The following is a 17,455-nucleotide window of genomic DNA, read 5'->3' as shown; positions in this document are numbered from 1 at the left end:
CGTGTGCGGGGCGATGCGGCGACCGCGGCCGTGGTCAGCTCAGGACTCATTGAAGACCCACCGCTTCCGCGACCACCACTGCAGCAGTGTCAGCACCAGCACGATGAGGAAGAGGAACACCGCAGCGGTGCTCGCGAAGCCCACCTGGAACGCCTTGAACGCCTGCTCGTAGATGAAATAGCCGAGGATGTTCGTCGACAGCCCCGGACCACCCTCGGTGAGCAGGAACACCTGCGCGAAGGCTTTCAGCGAGTTGATGGTGGCGAGGATGGCGACCATCATGATCGTCGGCGTGATCAGGGGCACGACCACGCTGCGGAACGATTGCCAGGGGCCCGCGCCGTCGATCCTCGCGGCTTCGAGCAGTTCACCGGGCACCTCCTGGAGCGCCGCGAGGAACAGCACCATGCTCACGCCGACTCCCTTGAGCACCTGGACGAAGATGATCGAGGTCATCGCCCAGTCGGGGTCGGCGAGCCAGTTCGGGCCCTCGATACCGATCATCGCGAGCCATCCGTTGATCCCGCCGGAATCCTGGAGCATGACGTCCCAGACGAGCGACCACGCCACGAGGGAGATGACCACCGGCACGAAGTAGGCGGTGCGGAAGACGGAGATCGCGCGGATCCGCTGGTTGACCAGCACGGCCATCAGGAGGCCGATGACCAGGTTGGCCGGGATCACGAAGGCGGAGAACACCGCCGTGTTGCGGAGCACGGTGCCGAACACGTCGCTCGTGAGCAGCCGCTCGTAGTTCTCCATGCCGACGTAGGTCGAGCGGCCGGACAGGCTGTTGTAGTCCTGGAAGCTGAAGAGGAAGACCCCGGCGATCGGCAGGGCGACGAACACGAGGAATCCGAGGACGGCGGGGGCGATGAAGGCGTACCCGTATGCCGCGTCGACGCGACGCAGGTGGCCGCGACGCGGGGGCCGGCCCGCGGCCGGCCGCGTGGACCGACGCCCGGAGAGCTGCGATCGTGGATCCGGCACTCCCGGATCCACTGTCGAGTCCATGAGAATCGCCATGACCCCTTGTCTCTCATCGTCGAGCCGGCCATCCGTACGTTGCATTTGCTAAAACAACGTTGTGTAGAATGAATCAAGGATGAGTCGTGACGCCAGCAAAGTCAAGAGACGGGGCCGAGTAGTCTCGGTTGCATTCCCATTCATCGACGAAGGGAGAGCGTGGTGACGCTCGCAGAACCACCGGCGGTCGCGGCCACCTCACGAACGCTCGTGCGCGGCCTCTCGATCCTCGAGATCGTGGCCGAAGCGGGCGGCGGCATCGGCGTCACCGAGATCGCATCGGCGGCGGGCCTCGACAAGGGCACCGTCTCCCGCCTGCTCTCGACCCTGCGGCAGATGGGGTACGTGCAGCAGCGTGCCGGCGACCGGCGCTTCGTCCTCGGCAGTCGGTGCCTGTGGCTCGCTCGCGAGTACGGTTCGCGTCAGGAGGACCTCAGCAGCCGTGCCAGGCCGTTCCTCGCAGCGCTTCGCGACGTCACGCACGAGACCGTCCACCTCGCCATCCGCGAGGGCAGCTTCGTGGTCTTCATCGCCCAGGAGCAGCCCGACCGATCGATCCGGGTGCGATCCGCGGTCGGCTCCCGGCTCCCGCTGCATCGCACCGCGATGGGGCGGGCCATCCTCGCAGCCCTCGAACCGGCCGAACGCGAGATCCTGCTCACCTCGCTGCACGACGAAGCCGCCGCCGCCGGCGACGAGTTCGACCTCTCCCTCATCCGCTCCGATGTCGAGATGGCCGTGGCGAGGGGCTGGGCGGCGGTCGACCGCCACGACGACGTCACCCGACTGGCGGCGGCGATCGTCGACGCGGCCGGCGAGCCGATCGCGGCCATCACGCTCTCCGGGCCGACCTACCGCGTCGAGCCCGACATCGATCGGCTCGGGCACGAGGTCATCGCGGCCGCGGCCGCGGTCAGCGAGTCGCTGGGGCACTGACCGCCGCCGTCTCCGCGGGAGGTCGCGCCGCTAGAGCAGGTAGCCGCCGTCGACCACGAGGTCGCGGCCGGTGATGTACCCGCCGTCATCGGAGCAGAGCAGAAGCGCGAGCGGCACGCAGTCGGCCGGCGTCCCGATGCGCCCGAGGGGGATCTGGCCGACCACCCGGCGGTGGTACTCGTCGGATGCGAGCGCGTCGCGGTTGCGGGGGGTGTCGATCACGCCCGGCGAGAGGCTGTTGACGGTCACGCCCCGCGGCGCCAACTGCTTGGCGAGGTTCGACACGAGATTCGCCTGCGCGGCCTTCGAGGCCGCGTATGCCGCCATCTCGGGATGGGGTCGCGCCTGCTGCACGCTGCCGATGGCCAGGATGCGACCCCAGCGACGCTCGGCCATGTCGGGCGCGAGGCCCTGCACCAGTTCGAGGAATGCGACGAGGTTCACCCGGAGTTGCCGTTCCATCTGCTCGGCGGTGATCGAGTGCCACGGCTCCCGGATCTGCACCGACGCGGAGTGCACGAGGATGTCCACCGGCCCGAGGTCGCGCGCCGCGCTCGCGAGCCGCGCACCCGCCCCGGCGACGGCGAGGTCCTCGGCGAGCGACGGCGGACCGGCATGGTCGACGGGTTCCAGTCCGTGACGGATGACCCGCGCCCCGGCTCGCTCGAGCGCGTCGGCGATCGCGGCGCCGATGCCGCTCGTCGACCCGGTGACGAGCGCGGTACGGCCGTCGACAGGCGGCTTCGACGCGGCATCCATCTCGGCTCCCTCCACGGTGCGCTCGGCGCGATCGACGCCAGCCTAGAGCGGATGCGGCGCCGTCCGGCTAGAGCCGGCCGTGACGCCGGTAGACCCCGACCGGGTCGTCGCTCACGAGGAACTCGGCCCGCACCACGTCCTCGTGGGCGATCAGTTCCTCGGTGCGCTGCAGCACCTCGACGACGAGCTCGCGCGGCACGACCACCACCCCGTCGAGGTCGCCGACGAGGAAGTCGCCGGGTGAGACGGAGACCGTCGTGGTCAGTGCCCCACGCAAGGACACGGTGTTCTGCCAGTCGTAGTAGCTCCACCGCTTGACCGCCTCAACCGGGGAGAGGTAGCGGCAGAACAGGGGGAAGCCGCGCTCGAGGAGGAAGCGGGTGTCGCGGGATCCGCCGTCCACGACGGCTCCGATCACTCCGCACGCGGATCCGACCGTGGCATTCATCTCGCCGTAGTGCGCGACCTGGGTGTCGAAGCTGCAATCGCGCACGTCGATGATCGGGACGCCCGTGGCCTTCATCGCCTCGAACATGTGGATGCGGCGCGCCCGCAGGTCGGGGTCGCCGGTGGGTTCGGGGATGCCCTTCATGGTGAAGGCCGGGCCGGCGATCGTCCACTCGGGGTCGACCGGCTTGATGTCGGGCGCGAGCGCCTGGTTCGGGAACCCCAGTTCATCCAGCACGTCGTACACCGCGCCCGAGTAGGTGTCGCGGAAGCGCGCGATGAGCTCGGGCACCGGAAGCGGATAGGCATAGGGGTTCGGCATGAGCATCCTCGATCATCGCGGCCGCGGAGGTCCGAAGCGTTGCACTTGATGCTACTAGCGTTGCAACTGACAAAACAAGTATGCTCGGCCGCGGAGGAACAGCATGAAGATCGTCGACCTGCGCGTGCGTACCGTCGCCATCCCGACCGACGCGAAGCTTCGGCACAGCAGCGGCGTGCACCCTGGGTACTTCATCCGCACGATCCTCGAGCTCATCACGGACGAAGGCCTGATCGGGCTCGGCGAAGTGGGTGGCGGCGACCAGCGCGGTGCCCTGCTCAAGCTGAAGCCGCGCATCCTCGGGCTGGATCCGTTCCATCTCGAGGTGATCAAGCTCAAGGTCCTCCGCTCCATCTACTACCTTTCGAATGCGCGGCTCTACGCCGCCATCGAGATGGCCTGCCTCGACATCCAGGGCAAGGCCGCCGGGAGGCCGCTGAGCGACCTGCTCGGCGGGGCGGTGCGCGCCGAGATCCCCTTCATCGCCTACTTGTTCTGGCGCTACGACCGACCGGGCGGCGGTGATGACACCAGGGCCGAGGACCTCGCCGACGAGTCCGAGGCGCTGCACGAACGCCTCGGCGTCAACGCCATGAAGATGAAGGCCGGCGTCGAGCGCCCCGAGGAGGAAGCCCGCGTCCTGGAGCTGTGCCGCGACCGGCTCGGCGACGGGTTCGGCCTCCGCATCGATCCGAACGGGGTGTGGTCGGTTCCGACCGCGGTGCGGATCGGACGCCGGCTCGAGGCCATTGCGCCGGAGTACTTCGAGGATCCCGCCTGGGGTCTCGTCGGCAACGCCGCGGTCCGCGAACAGGTGCGCATCCCCATCGCGACGAACATGTACCCGGCGAAGTTCGACGACCTCGGCCCCGCGATTCGCCTGGGGGCCGTCGACGTCGTGCTGACCGACCTGCACTACTGGGAGGGACCGCGCGGCGTCAAGGATCTCACGGCCGTCTGCCGCACCTTCGGACTCGGCGTCGCGATGCACTCGGGCACCGAGTTCGGCATTGAGCTGGCCGCCATGCTGCACACGGCGAGCACCATTCCCGAGATGATCACCGCCGGAGACGCGCACTACCACTACCTCACCGACGACATCATCGCCGGCGGCCTCATGGAGTATCGCGACGGATCCATCGCCGTTCCGACCGGCGCGGGGCTCGGGGTGGAGCTCGACCCCGAGAAGATGGACAAGTACGAGCGGTACTTCGAGGAGCACGGCGACTACTACGCCCGGTTCCATGTCGACGACCGAAAGCCCGACTGGGTTCCCACGGTCGGCGGATTCTAGTCCTCGCTGCACCACGACGAATGCCGCCCGCATCCCCAGGGGGAGGCGGGCGGCATCCGTCACTCGGTGTGTGGTTCGCGAACGATCGCGGCTCAGCTGAACTTGCGGCGGTAGATGGAAACCGCCCAGATGTAGGCGATGACCAGGATGCCGACGAGCCAGGCGAGCGCGACCCAGATGTCGCTGCCGACGGGCTGGCCGGCGAACAGGGCACGGGTCGTGTCGACGATCGAGGTCACGGGCTGGTTCTCGGCGAACCAGGCCACCGGCGCCGGCATCGACTCGGTCGGCACGAATGCCGAGCTGATGAACGGCAGGAAGATCAGCGGGTAGCTGAACGCACTCGCCCCGTCGACGGTCTTCGCCGAGAGTCCGGCGACCACGGCGAGCCAGGTCAGCGCGAGCGTGAACAGCACCATGATCCCCACGACCGCGAGCCAGGCACCCACGGATGCCCCGGTGCGGAACCCCATGATCAGGGCGACGCCGATCACGATCGCGATCGAGATGAGGTTCGCGACGAGCGAGGTGAGCACGTGCGCCCAGAGCACGCTCGACCTGGCGATCGGCATGGACTGGAACCGCTCGAAGATGCCGCCCTGCAGGTCGAGGAACAGCCGGTACGAGGTGTACGCGACGCCCGACGCGATCGTGATCAGCAGGATGCCGGGGAGCATGTAATTGATGTACGACTCGTCGGACCCCGTGTTGATCGCACCGCCGAGCACGTACACGAACAGGAGCATCAGCGCGATCGGCGTGACCGCGGTGGTGATGATCGTGTCGGGACTGCGGAGGATGTGGGTCAGCGACCGGCCGGTGAGCACCCGGGTGTCGCCGAGGACGTGCGTGGTCATCGGGGTTCCTTTCCTGCCGGAACCGTGCCGTCGGCGCGGTCGGTGTCTGCGTTGTCGGTCTCGCCGGTGTCGCCGACGAGGGCGAGGAAGACCTCCTCGAGGGTGGGCTGCTTCTCGACGTACTCGACGGTCGTCGCCGGGAGAAGCTGCTTGAGCTCGGCCAGGGTCCCGTTCTGGATGATCGTGCCCTTGTGCAGGATCGCGATGCGATCCGCCAGCTGCTCGGCCTCGTCGAGGTACTGCGTCGTGAGCAGCACGGTCGTGCCACCGTCCGCCAGCTCCTTCACCGTCTGCCACACCTCGATGCGCGCCTGCGGATCCAGGCCGGTGGTCGGCTCGTCGAGGAAGATGATCGGCGGGTTGCCGATCAGGCTCATCGCGATGTCGAGCCGGCGTCGCATGCCACCCGAGTACGTCCCCGCGCGCCGGCCACCGGCATCCGTGAGGGAGAATCGGGCCAGCAGGTCGTCGGCGATCGCCCCGGGATTCTTCAGGTGGCGGAGCTTCGCGACCAGCGCCAGGTTCTCCCGGCCGGTCAGCACTTCATCGACCGCCGCGAACTGGCCGGTCAGGCTGATCGACTCGCGGACGTCGCCAGGCGCGCCGGCCACGTCGAAGCCGTGGACGGTGGCCGTGCCGGCGTCGGCCTGGAGCAGCGTCGACAGGATCCGCACGAGGGTGGTCTTCCCTGCGCCGTTCGAGCCGAGCAGCGCGAAGATGCTGCCCGCCTGGACGTCGAAGTCGACGCCTCGCAGCACGTGCAAGTCCTTGAACGACTTCTCGATGCCCTGTACCCGAATCGCTGTTTCGGTCGTCATCGCTCTTCCTTTCCTTCGAGGTTCTGGATGGTCTCGGTGAGGCGGTTGCGCTCCTTGTCGATCCAGCGCTTGCCGGCGTAGGCCGAGGCGAATGCCTCGGCGAACTCGACCGGGTCGTCGCCGACGATGTCCTCGACCGGCGTCCCGTCGACGGCGGCCCGCTCCCACAGATCGGCGGAGTCGTTCAGCATCGTGATCATCACCGTGGAGTCGCCGTCGGTGATGCCGCCGTTGTACATGAAGTACCGCTCGAAGGCCTTCGCGGCGGTGCCGTAGGGCTCGGGCAGGGCCGCGATGCGGGCCTTGTACTGGCGGTACGCCTTCTTGTCGTCGAGCGATCCGGTGATCATCTCGTACCACTTCGCGGCCATGACTACTCTCCTTCTTCCTTCACTGATTCGATGCGGTGGTGGAGCTGTTCGATCCGTTCGGCGAGGAAGCTCCACGTCCTCCAGAACTCGTCGAGGTACTCGCCGCCCTGTGCGTTGAGCGAGTACACCTTGCGCGGCGGCCCCTTCTCGGACGGCACCTTCTCGACGTCCACGAGGCCGCGCTGCTCGATCCTGACCAGGAGCGCGTACACGGTGCCTTCGACGATGTCGGTGAAGCCCTCGTCGCGCAGGCGCGCGGTGATCTCATACCCGTACGCCGGCCGGACGGCCAGGATCGCGAGGACGATGCCTTCGAGCGTGCCCTTCAGCATCTCGGTCGACTGCTTGCCCATGAACCCCTCCTTCAACTACTCGGTGTTGCTGACTACCGGTACATAGTAAGCACAAGTACCGGTAGATAGCAACACTGAATACCGATCGGCGGCCACGTCCAGCCTGATCGGCGTCGAGACGCGGATCAACGAGCGATCGCGGTACGCTCGTTGACCTCTGGGTTCACGATGGAGGGAGGGCGATGGAGCTTCGCGAGATCGAGATCTTCCTCACGCTCGCCGACGAACTGCATTTCGGTCGCACCGCCGAGCGCCTGCACGTCTCGGTGTCGCGCGTCAGTCACGCCATCCGCGTCCAGGAGACCGCCATCGGCGCGCCGCTGTTCACCCGCACGAGCCGGCGTGTCGAGCTCACCCAGGTGGGGGAGGTCCTGCTCGAGGGCCTCCGGCCGGCTTTCGACGGCATCCAGCACTCCGTCGCTGCTGCCACGGCACTCGCTCGTCAATCGGTGGGCACCGTCACGATCGGCGCCATGGGCGCACAGGTGCACGACCTCGCGCCCGTGCTCGACACGTTCCGGGCGTCGCATCCGTTCGCCGAGGTCCGCTTCCGCGAGGTGTTCTTCACCGACCCGTTCGACCTGCTCCGCCGGGGCGAGGTGGATCTCGTGACCGCATGGCTGCCTGTCGACGAACCCGACCTGGCCGTGGCCTGCGTGCTGCGCGAGGAGCCGCTCAACCTGATCGTCTCCTCGCGAGGACCGCTCGCGGGTCGTTCCTCGGTCGACTTGGAGGAGCTCGCCGACTTCGCGGTGCCGGCCATCGCGGGGTCGGCGGACTGGTTGTCGGGCGTCGTCCCCTTCTCCACTCCTTCGGGGCGGCCGATCCCACGTGCGGGGCAGGTCTCGACGTACCCGGAACTCCTCGCCCTCGTGGCCTCCGGCCACGTCGTCTGTCCCGTCCCCGACGAGGGACGGCGCTACTTCCCGTGGCCGGGCGTGGAGTACATCCCCTTCGGCGATGCCGCGCCGGTGCGGTGGGCGCTGATCCGTCGGCGCGGTCGAACTGCCCCGATCGTCCGCGCGTTCACCGACGCGGCGCAGGCAACGGGTGCGTCAGCGGACACCGTCTGATCGAACGCGAGGAACCTGCGTCGCACCCGGTGATGGGCCACCGCTAGCGTTGCCCTCATGCGCACGCTGACCGTCTGCAATTTCGTCACCGTCGACGGACGGTACGAGGACGACGACCACGACATCGTCTCGTTCTTCGAGCACCAGCACCCCGACTACCACGGGGTCGACACGTTCGATCACCACACCACGAGCCTGCTCGCCGCCGCGGACACGCTCCTGCTCTCGGGACGGCGGTCGTCGCTCGGCAACCTCGAGTACTGGGCCGGCGTTCGCCGGGACCCCGACGCCACCGCGATCCGGCGACGGTTCGCCGAGCTGTTCGACCGGGTGGAGAAGGTCATCGTGTCCGACACCGTCACCTCGGCCGACCTAGAGCCGTACGAGCGGACGCGGATCGTCGCGGTCGCCGATGCGCGCCAGGAGGTCGCGTCACTCAAGCAGGCGGACGGACGTGGCATCCTGATCCTGCTCGGCCGCGTCCTGTGGAACGACCTGATGCGGGCCGGGCTCGTCGACGAGTTGCAGCTCGTCACCTTCCCGCTGATCGGCGGCGGCGGCGTCTCCCTCTTCGACTCGCGGCCCCCGATCGCGCTGAAGCTCCTGGAGACCCGTGCGTGGCAGGAATCGGGGAACGTGCTGATGCGCTGGAGGGTCGACCCGGTGTCCTAGCCCCGCGGGCGCTCCTTCACCGTGGACACTCGCACGTAGTCGAATTCGGCCGTCAGCTGCAGCGATGCATCCTGGAGACCGTAGGCGACCAGGGCGATCTGCATGTCGTCACCGAGCGAGTGGGTCCACGTGCCGCCCTTCACCCACGTCTGACCGTCCCGACTCGTGTACGCCGTGTACTCGTGGGTGTCGCCGCCCGCCTCTGGTCGCTCGGTGCCCGAGAGGCGTTGCACGACGATCCGCAGGTAGGTCCAGTCGTCGCCCGGAGGGCCCACCACAGTATTGCCGTAGCGTGCCCAGCCTTCCGGTGCCACGGGGATCTCCTTCGCGAACTCGGTCTGCCGGGTGTTCCAGATGGCCGTCTCGGTGAGCTTGATGTAGGCGTCGTCGCTCGCATACACCAGCATTCCTGCCTGCGCGTAGTTGAAGCAGCATCCGCCGGGCACGTCCATGCGCACCTTCGTCTCGACGACGAAGTCGCCCTTCGGGGCCTCGCGGAGGAGGACCGCCGCGGTGTCGACGTCGACGTAGAGGTCGGCTGCCTGAATGGGAAGGCGCAGCACGCCGCCGGACACCGTCGCCGTCGGCGCGACGTCGGCGCGCTGCCAGGTCCACGCGTCGTCGAGCGTGTCTCCGTCGAACTCGTCGGAGTACTCGGGCAGCTCGCGCTTCGGCTCCTGCGTGGCGACGGGCTGGTAGCGATGGCGGGAGTCCTGGCCCGGTTGCCCGGCGGGGGCCGGTTGCCGGTCGTCGGATGCCCCTGCACCACCGTTCACCGTGGGCCATCCGTCGACCCAGTCGATCGCGTCGAGCAACGCGGGACGCTTGGTGAACCCGGGATCGAAGGCGAAGAACGGGTCCTGCTGGTCGACGGCGTGGTAGATCGTCCACCAATCGCCGTTCGCGTCCTGGAACACGGTGTTGTGGCCGGTTCCGACCCAACGGTTGCCGTTCATCGTGAGGAACGGCGTGCCGCCGGTGTTCTCGGCGAGGAGCGAGACGCCCTCTCGGTCCACGAACGGGCCGAACGGGCCGGTCGATCGGCCCACGAACACGCTGTAGCCGGTCAATGCGCCGTTGCAGCAGTTGGTCGCCGAGACGAACAGGTAGTAGTAGCCGTCCTTCTCGATGACGTTCGCGCCCTCGTACTTGTTGTCGATCGCCACCATGGTGGCGCCGGCGGTGTCGGCCGTCGCGCCGTCCTCCGTGAGCTGGAGCGACGTGCCGAAGATTCCGCCGTAGTAGCTGCCGTAGTAAAGGATGCCCGAGTCGGTGATGGTGTCGCCGAGCACATCGGGATCGTAGGTCCACAGGAAGTTGCAGCCATCGCCGTTCTGGCGCGGTGCCACGACCGGCGTGTTGGAGAAGGTCCACGGGCCGGTCGGATCCGCGCTCGTCGCAACGCCGATGGCGCTGTCGCTTGCGCACCCGTCGACGCCGCTCACCGCGCTCGTCGTATTCGTCACCACGACGAACATGTAGTACTGGTCGAAGGTGCTCGAGTAGACGACCTCGGGCGCCCAGAGCGCCGCTCCAGGCTCCGCCCAGCTCGGGAGGTCCGTGAACGACTCGCCCACGTAGGTCCAATCGACGAGGTTCTCCGAGGTCATGACCGGCACGCGACGGAAGATCGGGGCGCCGTTCGCGTCGACGTCCTCGTCGTTCAGGGGATCCGTCGTGCAGTACAGGTACCAGGTGGTGTCACCCGGGCGCTGGCCGTGCAGCACCGTCGGGTCGGCGCAGCTCTCGACGACTCCGTCCCCGGGAATCTGCGGCGTGAGCGGATTCGTGTAGCTGCCGGGGTTGCCACCTCGGCGCTCGATGGTCGGCGGAGCCTGGGCCGTGCCGGCTGCGGCGATCCCGGCGGGAGCGGCAATCGCGAGCAGCGATGTGAACACGGCCAGGGCGATCATCCGGATTCCACGGGACTTCTTCATCGAAGGCTCCTCTACCTCGCACGGCGCGCGGCGGTGCCCTATTCCAGCGAAGGACGCGGCGCCTCGTGCCACGCTATTCGCAGCATTCGGATGCACGACAGGGGGTTGCGCACGCGCTCGGACGCGATCGGGGCACGTCGACTCAGGCGCCCGCTGACCCGCCTCGGGGCTTGGCTCCCGTGATGGCGAGCAGCCCGGCAAGCCCGGCAGGCGTGCCGGGCCAGTTCCGCTGCAGCGCCTCCACGCCGGCGTGCTTGACCGCGAAGCGGAGGGCGACGGCGACGATGATGGCGTCGTCGAGGTACCCGATCACCGGAATGAAGTCGGGGACCAGGTCGATCGGCATCAACAGGTAGGCGAGCAACCCGATGAGCCACCAGCGAGTACCGCGTGGCACCGTCCGGTCCTTGGCGAGGCGGGTGATGAGTCGCACGACATCGGGGGCGAGACGGGCCACCTCGCGCCAGTCGATGCTTCGGCCGGTGCGTCGGTACTGGATGACGAGCGCGATGATGAGCGCGCCCCAGAGCAGCACCAGCCCCCCGACGACGCCGAGCAGGATCTCGAGCCAGGTCGGCATGGCGCTCATGCACCCTGCTCGGGAGCTAGACCTGCACCATGTCGGTGAACCGCGAGAAGTGCCCGTGGAACGCCACGGTGATGGTGCGGGTGGGACCGTTCCGGTGCTTCGCCACGATGAGGTCGGCCTCGCCTGCGCGAGGGCTGTCGCGCTCGTAGGCCGACTCGCGGTGCAGCAGGATCACCATGTCGGCGTCCTGCTCGATCGAGCCCGACTCTCGCAGGTCGGAGAGCGCCGGCATCTTGTCGGCGCGCTGCTCGGGGCCGCGGTTCAGCTGGGAGAGCGCCAGCACCGGCACCTGCAGCTCCTTGGCGAGCAGCTTCAGCGCACGCGAGAACTCCGACACCTCCTGCTGACGGCTCTCGACGCGCTTTCCGCTCGTCATGAGCTGCAGGTAGTCGATGATGACCATCTTCAGGCCCACGCGCTGCTTGAGCCGCCGGCACTTCGCCCGGATCTCGACGAGGGTCATGTTGGGCGAGTCGTCGATGTAGAGCGGCGCGTCGTTGATGCGGCCACGGGTCGCCGCGATGGTCGTCCAGTCGCGGGAGTCGACGGTGCCCTTGCGCATCATCTGGAGGGGCACGGATGCCTCGGCCGAGAGCAGGCGCATCGCGATCTCGCTCTTGCCCATCTCCAGCGAGAAGAAGATCGACGGCAGGTCGTGGCCGATGGAGGCGGCGCGCGCGAAGTCGAGCGCGAGCGTGGACTTTCCCATCGCGGGACGCGCCGCGACGATGATCATCTGCCCGGGATGGAAGCCGTTGGTCAAGTCGTCGAGGTCGGCGAAGCCGGTGGGCACCCCGGTGAACTTGCCGTCGGTGTGCTTGGCGGCCTCGATCTCGTCGATGGCCGCGGTGACGGCCTCGGTGAGCGGCACGTAGTCTTCGCTCTCGGTGGAGCCGGTGACGCCGTAGATCTCGGCTTGGGCGTGGTTGACGAGCTCGGTGACCTCGCCCTCGCCGGCGTAGCCCATCTGCACGATGCGGGTGCCCGCCTCCACCAGGCGTCGCAGCAGTGCGCGCTCGGCGACGATGGAGGCGTAGTACCCCGCGTTGGCGGCGGTCGGCACGAGGCTGGTGAGGGTGTGCAGGTACTCGACGCCGCCGGCGCGCTGCAGTTCGCCGGTCTTCGTGAGCTCGTCGGTGACGGCGATCACATCGGTCGGTTCGCCGTGCGAGTACAGCGTGAGGATGGCGTTGAAGACGACCTCGTGCTTCGGCACGTAGAAGTCGACGCCGCGCACGGTCTCGATGACGTCGGCCACCGCGTCCTTCGAGAGCATCATGCCGCCGAGGGCGCTCTGCTCGGCCAGGAGGTCGTGCGGCGGTGTGCGTTCACCCCGGCGGTCACCGTCGTCGTGCGGCTCGGCGAGTCCGATGTGCGCGATCGACAACTCAATGACCTCCCAGTGGTCTTCGGGCATGCAAAGCGCCCACTCCTCAGTGTGATGGGAGGAGCCGACATTGTGATCGCGGGCCGGGTAACACCCGCTGATTCGGACGCTGCTTCACGATATGGAAGCCCCGCCCACAGCACAACCCAGCCTGTGGATAAGTCTGGGGACAATCTGGGCGAAACGCCGCGGAAGCTGTGCACCCAGCCTGTGGAGAACTGTGGAATTCTTGTGAATTACACGAGTTGAATTCCGCATCGATCAGGCATTCCCTGTTTCCACACCTGTGGGGGAAAACTTCTTCAGAAGTCCACGGATGCCGCATGCACACCTGTGCACAACCATCTCAGGAAACTCCGAAGCTCAGCTTGCGGGCGAGTGCTCCGGAGTGGTAGACCGGTGCGGGCAGTACCTGGGGGAACCCGGTCGTCGAGGGGGACGGTCGGGCGTCGGACGACGCTCCGAACGCGGGCACCGGCGGCCCGACCGTGCCGCCCGCGCGACGGTCCTCCGGAAGACGAGAACGGCGGCCCGAGCCGAAGCCCGAGCCGCCGTCTGCGTGCCGATGCGAACTACTTCGCGGCGACCACCTGGAGGGTGATCGTGGCGGAGAGCTCGTCGCGGAGGCGAACCGTCGCCTCGTGCTCGCCGATCGACTTGATCGGCGTCGAGATCTCGATCTTGCGCTTGTCGACCTCGCCGAGGCCGGCGGCCTGCACCGCAGCCGCGACATCCGCCGTCTTGACCGAGCCGAAGAGGCGGCCGCCGTTGCCGGCCTTGACCGTCAGCTTCACCTTGGTCGACTCGAGCTTGGCCTTGAGGGCCTGCGCGTCCTCGAGGGAGTGCAGCTCGCGAGCCGTGCGGGCGGCCTTGATCTGCTCGACCTGCTTTTCGCCGCCACGGGTCCACGGCGTCGCGAAGCCCTGGGGAACCAGGTAGTTGCGTGCGTAGCCGTTCTTGACCTCGACCACGTCGCCGGCGGTGCCGAGGCCGGTGACCTCGTGCGTGAGAATTACCTTTGCCATTGTCGTGCTCCTTAGCGGCCGGAGCCCGAGTAGGGGAGGAGCGCCATCTCACGTGCGTTCTTCACGGCACGGGCGATGAGGCGCTGCTCCTGCACGGAGACACCGGTGATGCGACGGGCACGGATCTTCCCGCGCTCCGAGATGAACTTGCGAAGGGTCGCAACGTCCTTGTAGTCGATGACGCCGACCTTGATCGACTTCGCCGGGGCGGCGTTCTTCGCGCCCTTCCCGCGGCTCGGCTTGCGGCGGTCGCCGCTGCTCTTTCCAGCCATTGGTTTTCCTGTCTTGTGGATGCGAGTCGGTCGTGCTCGAGGCGTGGACCGGCCCGCTGAATATTAGAAGGGGGTCTCGTCGCCGTAGCTCGTGCCCGGCGTGTTCCAGACGTCGCCGCCGCCGCCCGACTGGGCTGCGGGAGCGCTGGGCGCCCACGCGTCGTCGGACTGGCCGCCCCCGAAGGAGCCGCCCGCGCCGCCGACCGCACCGCGGCTCGACTGCGCACGCGTGACCGAGGCGGTCGCGTACCGGAGCGAGGGGCCGATCTCGTCGACCTCCAGCTCGATGCTGGTGCGCTTCTCGCCTTCCTTGGTCTCGTAGGAACGCTGCTTGAGACGCCCGGAAGCGATGACCCGGGAACCCTTGGTGAGTGAACCGGCGACGTGCTCGGCGAATTCACGCCAGCAGCTCGCGCGCAGGAACAGCGCTTCACCGTCCTTCCAGTCGTTCGCCTGACGGTCGAACGTGCGAGGAGTGGACGCGATGGTGAAGTTGGCAACCGCGAGGCCGTTCTGCGTGTAGCGCAGCTCGGGATCTGCAGTGAGGTTGCCCACCACGGTGATGATGGTCTCGCCGGCCATGAGGACTAGGCGTCCTTCGAGGCGGGGGCCTTCGCGGCGGCAGCAGCCTTCGCGCCGGCCTTGGCGGAAGCGGCGGCCTTCTTGGCAGCCTTCTCCTCCTGGGCCTTCGCGTGAGCGGCGACCTGGGCGATGGCCTCTTCGGCGCGGAGCACCTTGGTGCGCATGACGGCCTCGCTGAGGTTCAGCTGGCGGTCGAGCTCATTGGTGGTCTTGGACTCGGCGGTGAAGTCGACGACGGCGTAGATGCCCTCGTTCTTCTTGTTGATCTCGTAGGCCAGGCGACGACGTCCCCAGATGTCGACCTTGTCGACAGTGCCGCCATCGTTTCGGATGACGTTGAGGAACTTGTCAAGGCTGGGAGCAACGGTGCGCTCGTCGATCTCGGGATCGAGGATGACCATCAGCTCGTACTGGTGCATGACTAACCCACCTCCTTTGGACTCAAACGGCTGCAGTATTTCTGCAGCAGGAGGGTTGTGCATACGTCGCTCCGAGGAGGCCGCACAATCGCGGCGCACGGGCAACCTTGAAAGTCTAACGGATTCCTCACGTTCTTCGCGAACCGGGCCTTGACCCGAGATCGGGCGCCGGGCCTACGCTGGCCTCGTGGAGACGCCTGCAGAGCTGGCCGACCGGTTCGACCGTCGTGCACCCGAGTACGACGGGTCGGCGATGCACCGCGGGCTCGCCCAAGCGGTCGCCGACTTCGTGCGACTGGGCGGGGTGCGCGATGTCCTCGACGTCGGCACGGGCACCGGCCTGGTGCTCCGCTCCTTGCCGGCGGGGCCGTGGCGCCTCAGGGGCGTCGACCTGTCGCCCGGCATGGTCGACGTCGCACGCGCGGCCCTGCCCGACGCGGAGTTCGCGGTCGCGGATGCCACGAGCCTCGACCTTCCCGACGCATCGGTGGATCTCGTCACCTGCGTCACGATGCTGCACCTCGTGCCCGATGCTCCGGCCGCGATGCGCGAGTGGCGGCGGGTGCTCAGGCCGGGCGGATGCCTCGTACTGGCGACCTTCGCCGACGACAGCCCCTCGTGGCACGGCCCGGCACCCGAACCCGGGCACTCGCCGGCCGAGGCGCACGCGCCACTCGGGTCGTCGGAGGCACTCGAGCGGCTCGCCGCGGCATCCGGATTCGTCGTGAGCCGCATCGCCGAGTGGGAGCTCCGCTCGAACGGCGGCGCACCCGAGTACCGCTGCCTGATCACCGAGTTCGCGCCCGTCGACGACCGACGGGCCTGAAGCGCGGGGCGACGTCAGGCGTCGCGCGCCGCCCACCAGTCGAGCAGGCGCTCGCGGGCGGCATCCGGACCGATGGGTCCCTCGTCGAGCCGCACCTCGAGCAGGTAGCGGTAGGCCTCGCCCACGACCGGACCCGGCTTCACGTCGAGGAGCCGCATGATCTGCTCGCCGTCGAGCTCGGGCCGCACGGCCGCGAGCTCCTCCTCCTCGGCGAGCACGGCGATGCGCTCCTCGAGGTCGTCGTAGGCGAAGCCCAGGCGGTCGGCCTTGCGCCGGTTGCGCGTCGTGACATCGGCCCTCGTGAGGATGTGCAGGCGTTCGAGCTGGTCGCCGGCGTCGCGAACGTAGCGGCGCACCGCCGAGTCGCTCCACGCGGCATCCGCGTACCCGAAGAACCGCAGGTGCAGCTCGATCAGCCGGGAGACCGCGGCGATCGTGTCGTTGTCGAAACGCAGCGCGCGCAGGCGCCTGCGGGCGAGCTTGGCACCGACCACGTCGTGGTGGTGGAACGACACGAGGCCGCCCGCCTCGAGCTTGCGCGTCGCCGGCTTGCCGATGTCGTGCAGCAGCGCCGCGAGGCGCATGACCAGGTCGGGGGAGTCCAGGTTGCCGCGCGAGACCTCGTAGTCGATCGCCTGGTCGAGCACCGTCAGCGAGTGCTCGTACACGTCCTTGTGGTGGTGGTGCTCGTCGACCTCGAGCCGCAACGCCGCGATCTCGGGCAGCACCCGGTCGGCCAGGCCCGAATCCACCAGCAGACGGATGCCGCCGCGGGGCGACGCCGTCAGGAGGAGCTTCGACAGCTCGTCGCGGACCCGCTCCGCGGAGATGCGGTCGATCTCAGGGGCGAGCGCGGACATCGCGTCGCGGGTGCCCTCCTCGACGTCGAAGCCGAGCTGCGCCGAGAAGCGTGCCGCACGCAGCATCCGCAGCGGATCGTCGCCGAACGACTGCTCGGGAGCCGCCGGGGTCCGCAGCGTCTTCGCGATCAGGTCCTCGACCCCGCCCGACGGGTCGACGAGCGCGAGCTGGGGGAGCCGGAGGGCGAGCGCGTTCACGGTGAAGTCGCGCCGGGCCAGGTCGTCCTCGAGGCTGGAGCCGAACACCACCTCGGGCTTGCGCGACTCGCCGTCGTAGGCGTCGGCGCGGTACGTCGTGATTTCGACCGTCTCGCCGGCGATCTTCGCGCCGATCGTGCCGAACGCCCGGCCGATGTCCCAGTGGGCGTCGGCGATCGGCTTCACGATGGCGAGGATCTCGTCGGGCGTGGCATCCGTCGTGAAATCGAGGTCGTTCGTGGCCCGGCCGAGGAACGCGTCGCGCACCGGGCCGCCGACGAGGGCCAGCTCGTGGCCCGCCGCATCGAACGCCGCCGCCAGCTTCGACACGGTCGGCGAAGCAGCCAGCTCGCCCAATCGGTCGAGGGCCGCCGCGACACTCTGCATGCCCCTATGTTAAGGGGACCCGTCGAGCGCGTCCGTGCGCGGCCC

20 protein-coding genes are annotated in these 17,455 nt (G+C 68.3%); 5 read left to right on the top strand and 15 right to left on the bottom strand.

Annotated features, from left to right (window positions below; all coding sequences use genetic code 11):
• Positions 1-39 precede the first annotated feature (39 nt).
• Positions 40-990 carry a sugar ABC transporter permease gene (locus tag J2X63_RS07790; RefSeq protein ID WP_309975791.1) on the bottom strand — a complete coding sequence of 317 codons (951 nt, stop codon included), beginning with the start codon at positions 988-990 and terminating at the stop codon, positions 40-42.
• 198 nt (positions 991-1,188) lie between these two features.
• On the opposite strand from J2X63_RS07790, the gene J2X63_RS07785 reads away from it, so the two are divergent.
• Positions 1,189-1,962: an IclR family transcriptional regulator gene (locus J2X63_RS07785; protein ID WP_309975789.1), complete on the top strand. Its 774-nt coding sequence runs from the start codon at positions 1,189-1,191 to the stop codon at positions 1,960-1,962.
• Positions 1,963-1,992: 30 nt separating this feature from the next.
• Here J2X63_RS07785 and J2X63_RS07780 read toward each other — a convergent pair whose 3' ends face one another.
• Both J2X63_RS07780 and J2X63_RS07775 read right to left on the bottom strand, forming a co-directional pair.
• The gene (locus J2X63_RS07780; RefSeq protein WP_309975787.1) at positions 1,993-2,721 is read right to left on the bottom strand and encodes an SDR family oxidoreductase; all 729 of its coding nucleotides are present in this window, start codon (positions 2,719-2,721) and stop codon (positions 1,993-1,995) included.
• A 67-nt stretch (positions 2,722-2,788) separates the two neighbouring features.
• Positions 2,789-3,490 (bottom strand): RraA family protein, encoded by a 702-nt coding sequence (locus J2X63_RS07775; protein WP_309975784.1) that lies wholly within the window; start codon positions 3,488-3,490, stop codon positions 2,789-2,791.
• A gap of 103 nt (positions 3,491-3,593) precedes the next feature.
• Between J2X63_RS07775 and J2X63_RS07770 the strand changes: the two genes are divergently transcribed.
• A complete protein-coding gene (locus J2X63_RS07770) occupies positions 3,594-4,784 on the top strand; it encodes an enolase C-terminal domain-like protein (RefSeq protein ID WP_309975782.1) in 1,191 nt (396 codons plus the stop codon).
• 92 nt (positions 4,785-4,876) lie between these two features.
• On the opposite strand, the gene J2X63_RS07765 is transcribed toward J2X63_RS07770, so the two are convergent.
• Genes J2X63_RS07765 through J2X63_RS07750 form a run of 4 tightly spaced genes read right to left on the bottom strand, consistent with a single transcriptional unit; the run spans position 4,877 to position 7,183 of the window.
• Complete coding sequence (locus J2X63_RS07765; RefSeq protein WP_309975780.1) at positions 4,877-5,641, bottom strand: ABC transporter permease; 765 nt, start codon at positions 5,639-5,641, stop codon at positions 4,877-4,879.
• Positions 5,638-6,459, bottom strand: a complete 822-nt coding sequence (locus J2X63_RS07760) for an ATP-binding cassette domain-containing protein (protein WP_309975778.1) — start codon at positions 6,457-6,459, stop codon at positions 5,638-5,640. The genes J2X63_RS07765 and J2X63_RS07760 overlap by 4 nt, the downstream gene beginning before the upstream one ends.
• Positions 6,456-6,830, bottom strand: coding sequence for a DUF1048 domain-containing protein (locus J2X63_RS07755; protein WP_309975776.1), 375 nt, complete (start codon positions 6,828-6,830; stop codon positions 6,456-6,458). The genes J2X63_RS07760 and J2X63_RS07755 overlap by 4 nt, the downstream gene beginning before the upstream one ends.
• Positions 6,831-6,832: 2 nt before the next feature.
• Positions 6,833-7,183, bottom strand: coding sequence for a PadR family transcriptional regulator (locus J2X63_RS07750; protein ID WP_309975774.1), 351 nt, complete (start codon positions 7,181-7,183; stop codon positions 6,833-6,835).
• A 182-nt stretch (positions 7,184-7,365) separates the two neighbouring features.
• Here J2X63_RS07750 and J2X63_RS07745 point away from each other — a divergent pair, with 182 nt between their 5' ends.
• Both J2X63_RS07745 and J2X63_RS07740 read left to right on the top strand, forming a co-directional pair.
• Positions 7,366-8,256, top strand: coding sequence for a LysR family transcriptional regulator (locus J2X63_RS07745; protein WP_309975772.1), 891 nt, complete (start codon positions 7,366-7,368; stop codon positions 8,254-8,256).
• Positions 8,257-8,313: 57 nt separating this feature from the next.
• Positions 8,314-8,928 (top strand): dihydrofolate reductase family protein, encoded by a 615-nt coding sequence (locus tag J2X63_RS07740; protein ID WP_309975770.1) that lies wholly within the window; start codon positions 8,314-8,316, stop codon positions 8,926-8,928.
• On the opposite strand, the gene J2X63_RS07735 is transcribed toward J2X63_RS07740, so the two are convergent.
• From J2X63_RS07735 to rpsF, 7 genes are all read right to left on the bottom strand, one after another.
• Positions 8,925-10,865, bottom strand: a complete 1,941-nt coding sequence (locus J2X63_RS07735; RefSeq protein WP_309975768.1) for a family 43 glycosylhydrolase — start codon at positions 10,863-10,865, stop codon at positions 8,925-8,927. The genes J2X63_RS07740 and J2X63_RS07735 overlap by 4 nt on opposite strands.
• 142 nt (positions 10,866-11,007) lie before the next feature.
• Positions 11,008-11,454 (bottom strand): YkvA family protein, encoded by a 447-nt coding sequence (locus tag J2X63_RS07730; protein WP_309975766.1) that lies wholly within the window; start codon positions 11,452-11,454, stop codon positions 11,008-11,010.
• A 16-nt stretch (positions 11,455-11,470) separates the two neighbouring features.
• The gene (gene dnaB, locus J2X63_RS07725) at positions 11,471-12,841 is read right to left on the bottom strand and encodes a replicative DNA helicase (RefSeq protein ID WP_309977856.1); all 1,371 of its coding nucleotides are present in this window, start codon (positions 12,839-12,841) and stop codon (positions 11,471-11,473) included.
• Positions 12,842-13,413: 572 nt separating this feature from the next.
• Positions 13,414-13,866: a 50S ribosomal protein L9 gene (rplI, locus tag J2X63_RS07720; RefSeq protein ID WP_159601043.1), complete on the bottom strand. Its 453-nt coding sequence runs from the start codon at positions 13,864-13,866 to the stop codon at positions 13,414-13,416.
• A gap of 11 nt (positions 13,867-13,877) precedes the next feature.
• Entirely contained in the window at positions 13,878-14,138 is a 261-nt protein-coding gene (rpsR, locus tag J2X63_RS07715; protein ID WP_056727560.1) for a 30S ribosomal protein S18, read from the bottom strand.
• 63 nt (positions 14,139-14,201) lie between these two features.
• Entirely contained in the window at positions 14,202-14,720 is a 519-nt protein-coding gene (locus tag J2X63_RS07710; protein ID WP_309975761.1) for a single-stranded DNA-binding protein, read from the bottom strand.
• Between the two features lie 5 nt (positions 14,721-14,725).
• Positions 14,726-15,139, bottom strand: coding sequence for a 30S ribosomal protein S6 (gene rpsF / locus J2X63_RS07705; protein WP_159601047.1), 414 nt, complete (start codon positions 15,137-15,139; stop codon positions 14,726-14,728).
• Positions 15,140-15,326: 187 nt separating this feature from the next.
• On the opposite strand from rpsF, the gene J2X63_RS07700 reads away from it, so the two are divergent.
• A complete protein-coding gene (locus tag J2X63_RS07700; RefSeq protein WP_309975757.1) occupies positions 15,327-15,965 on the top strand; it encodes a class I SAM-dependent methyltransferase in 639 nt (212 codons plus the stop codon).
• 14 nt (positions 15,966-15,979) lie between these two features.
• Here J2X63_RS07700 and J2X63_RS07695 read toward each other — a convergent pair whose 3' ends face one another.
• On the bottom strand, positions 15,980-17,410 hold the full coding sequence (locus J2X63_RS07695) for a CCA tRNA nucleotidyltransferase (RefSeq protein WP_309975755.1): 1,431 nt from the start codon (positions 17,408-17,410) through the stop codon (positions 15,980-15,982).
• Positions 17,411-17,455: the final 45 nt, after the last annotated feature.

Origin of the sequence: Agromyces sp. 3263, from assembly GCF_031456545.1 — a bacterium.
GTDB lineage: Bacteria > Actinomycetota > Actinomycetes > Actinomycetales > Microbacteriaceae > Agromyces.
This window is presented reverse-complemented; position numbering and strand designations above follow the sequence as displayed.

Excerpts from the sequence above, each read along its gene's own strand:
- J2X63_RS07780 (WP_309975787.1), bottom strand. The coding sequence starts at position 2,721 with ATGGATGCCGCGTCGAAGCCGCCTGTCGACGGCCGTACCGCGCTCGTC.
- J2X63_RS07775 (WP_309975784.1), bottom strand. The coding sequence starts at position 3,490 with ATGCCGAACCCCTATGCCTATCCGCTTCCGGTGCCCGAGCTCATCGCG.
- J2X63_RS07770 (WP_309975782.1), top strand. The coding sequence starts at position 3,594 with ATGAAGATCGTCGACCTGCGCGTGCGTACCGTCGCCATCCCGACCGAC.
- J2X63_RS07765 (WP_309975780.1), bottom strand. The coding sequence starts at position 5,641 with ATGACCACGCACGTCCTCGGCGACACCCGGGTGCTCACCGGCCGGTCG.
- J2X63_RS07760 (WP_309975778.1), bottom strand. The coding sequence starts at position 6,459 with ATGACGACCGAAACAGCGATTCGGGTACAGGGCATCGAGAAGTCGTTC.
- J2X63_RS07755 (WP_309975776.1), bottom strand. The coding sequence starts at position 6,830 with ATGGCCGCGAAGTGGTACGAGATGATCACCGGATCGCTCGACGACAAG.
- J2X63_RS07750 (WP_309975774.1), bottom strand. The coding sequence starts at position 7,183 with ATGGGCAAGCAGTCGACCGAGATGCTGAAGGGCACGCTCGAAGGCATC.
- J2X63_RS07745 (WP_309975772.1), top strand. The coding sequence starts at position 7,366 with ATGGAGCTTCGCGAGATCGAGATCTTCCTCACGCTCGCCGACGAACTG.
- J2X63_RS07740 (WP_309975770.1), top strand. The coding sequence starts at position 8,314 with ATGCGCACGCTGACCGTCTGCAATTTCGTCACCGTCGACGGACGGTAC.
- J2X63_RS07735 (WP_309975768.1), bottom strand. The coding sequence starts at position 10,865 with ATGAAGAAGTCCCGTGGAATCCGGATGATCGCCCTGGCCGTGTTCACA.
- J2X63_RS07730 (WP_309975766.1), bottom strand. The coding sequence starts at position 11,454 with ATGAGCGCCATGCCGACCTGGCTCGAGATCCTGCTCGGCGTCGTCGGG.
- rplI (WP_159601043.1), bottom strand. The coding sequence starts at position 13,866 with ATGGCAAAGGTAATTCTCACGCACGAGGTCACCGGCCTCGGCACCGCC.
- rpsR (WP_056727560.1), bottom strand. The coding sequence starts at position 14,138 with ATGGCTGGAAAGAGCAGCGGCGACCGCCGCAAGCCGAGCCGCGGGAAG.
- J2X63_RS07710 (WP_309975761.1), bottom strand. The coding sequence starts at position 14,720 with ATGGCCGGCGAGACCATCATCACCGTGGTGGGCAACCTCACTGCAGAT.
- rpsF (WP_159601047.1), bottom strand. The coding sequence starts at position 15,139 with ATGCACCAGTACGAGCTGATGGTCATCCTCGATCCCGAGATCGACGAG.
- J2X63_RS07695 (WP_309975755.1), bottom strand. The coding sequence starts at position 17,410 with ATGCAGAGTGTCGCGGCGGCCCTCGACCGATTGGGCGAGCTGGCTGCT.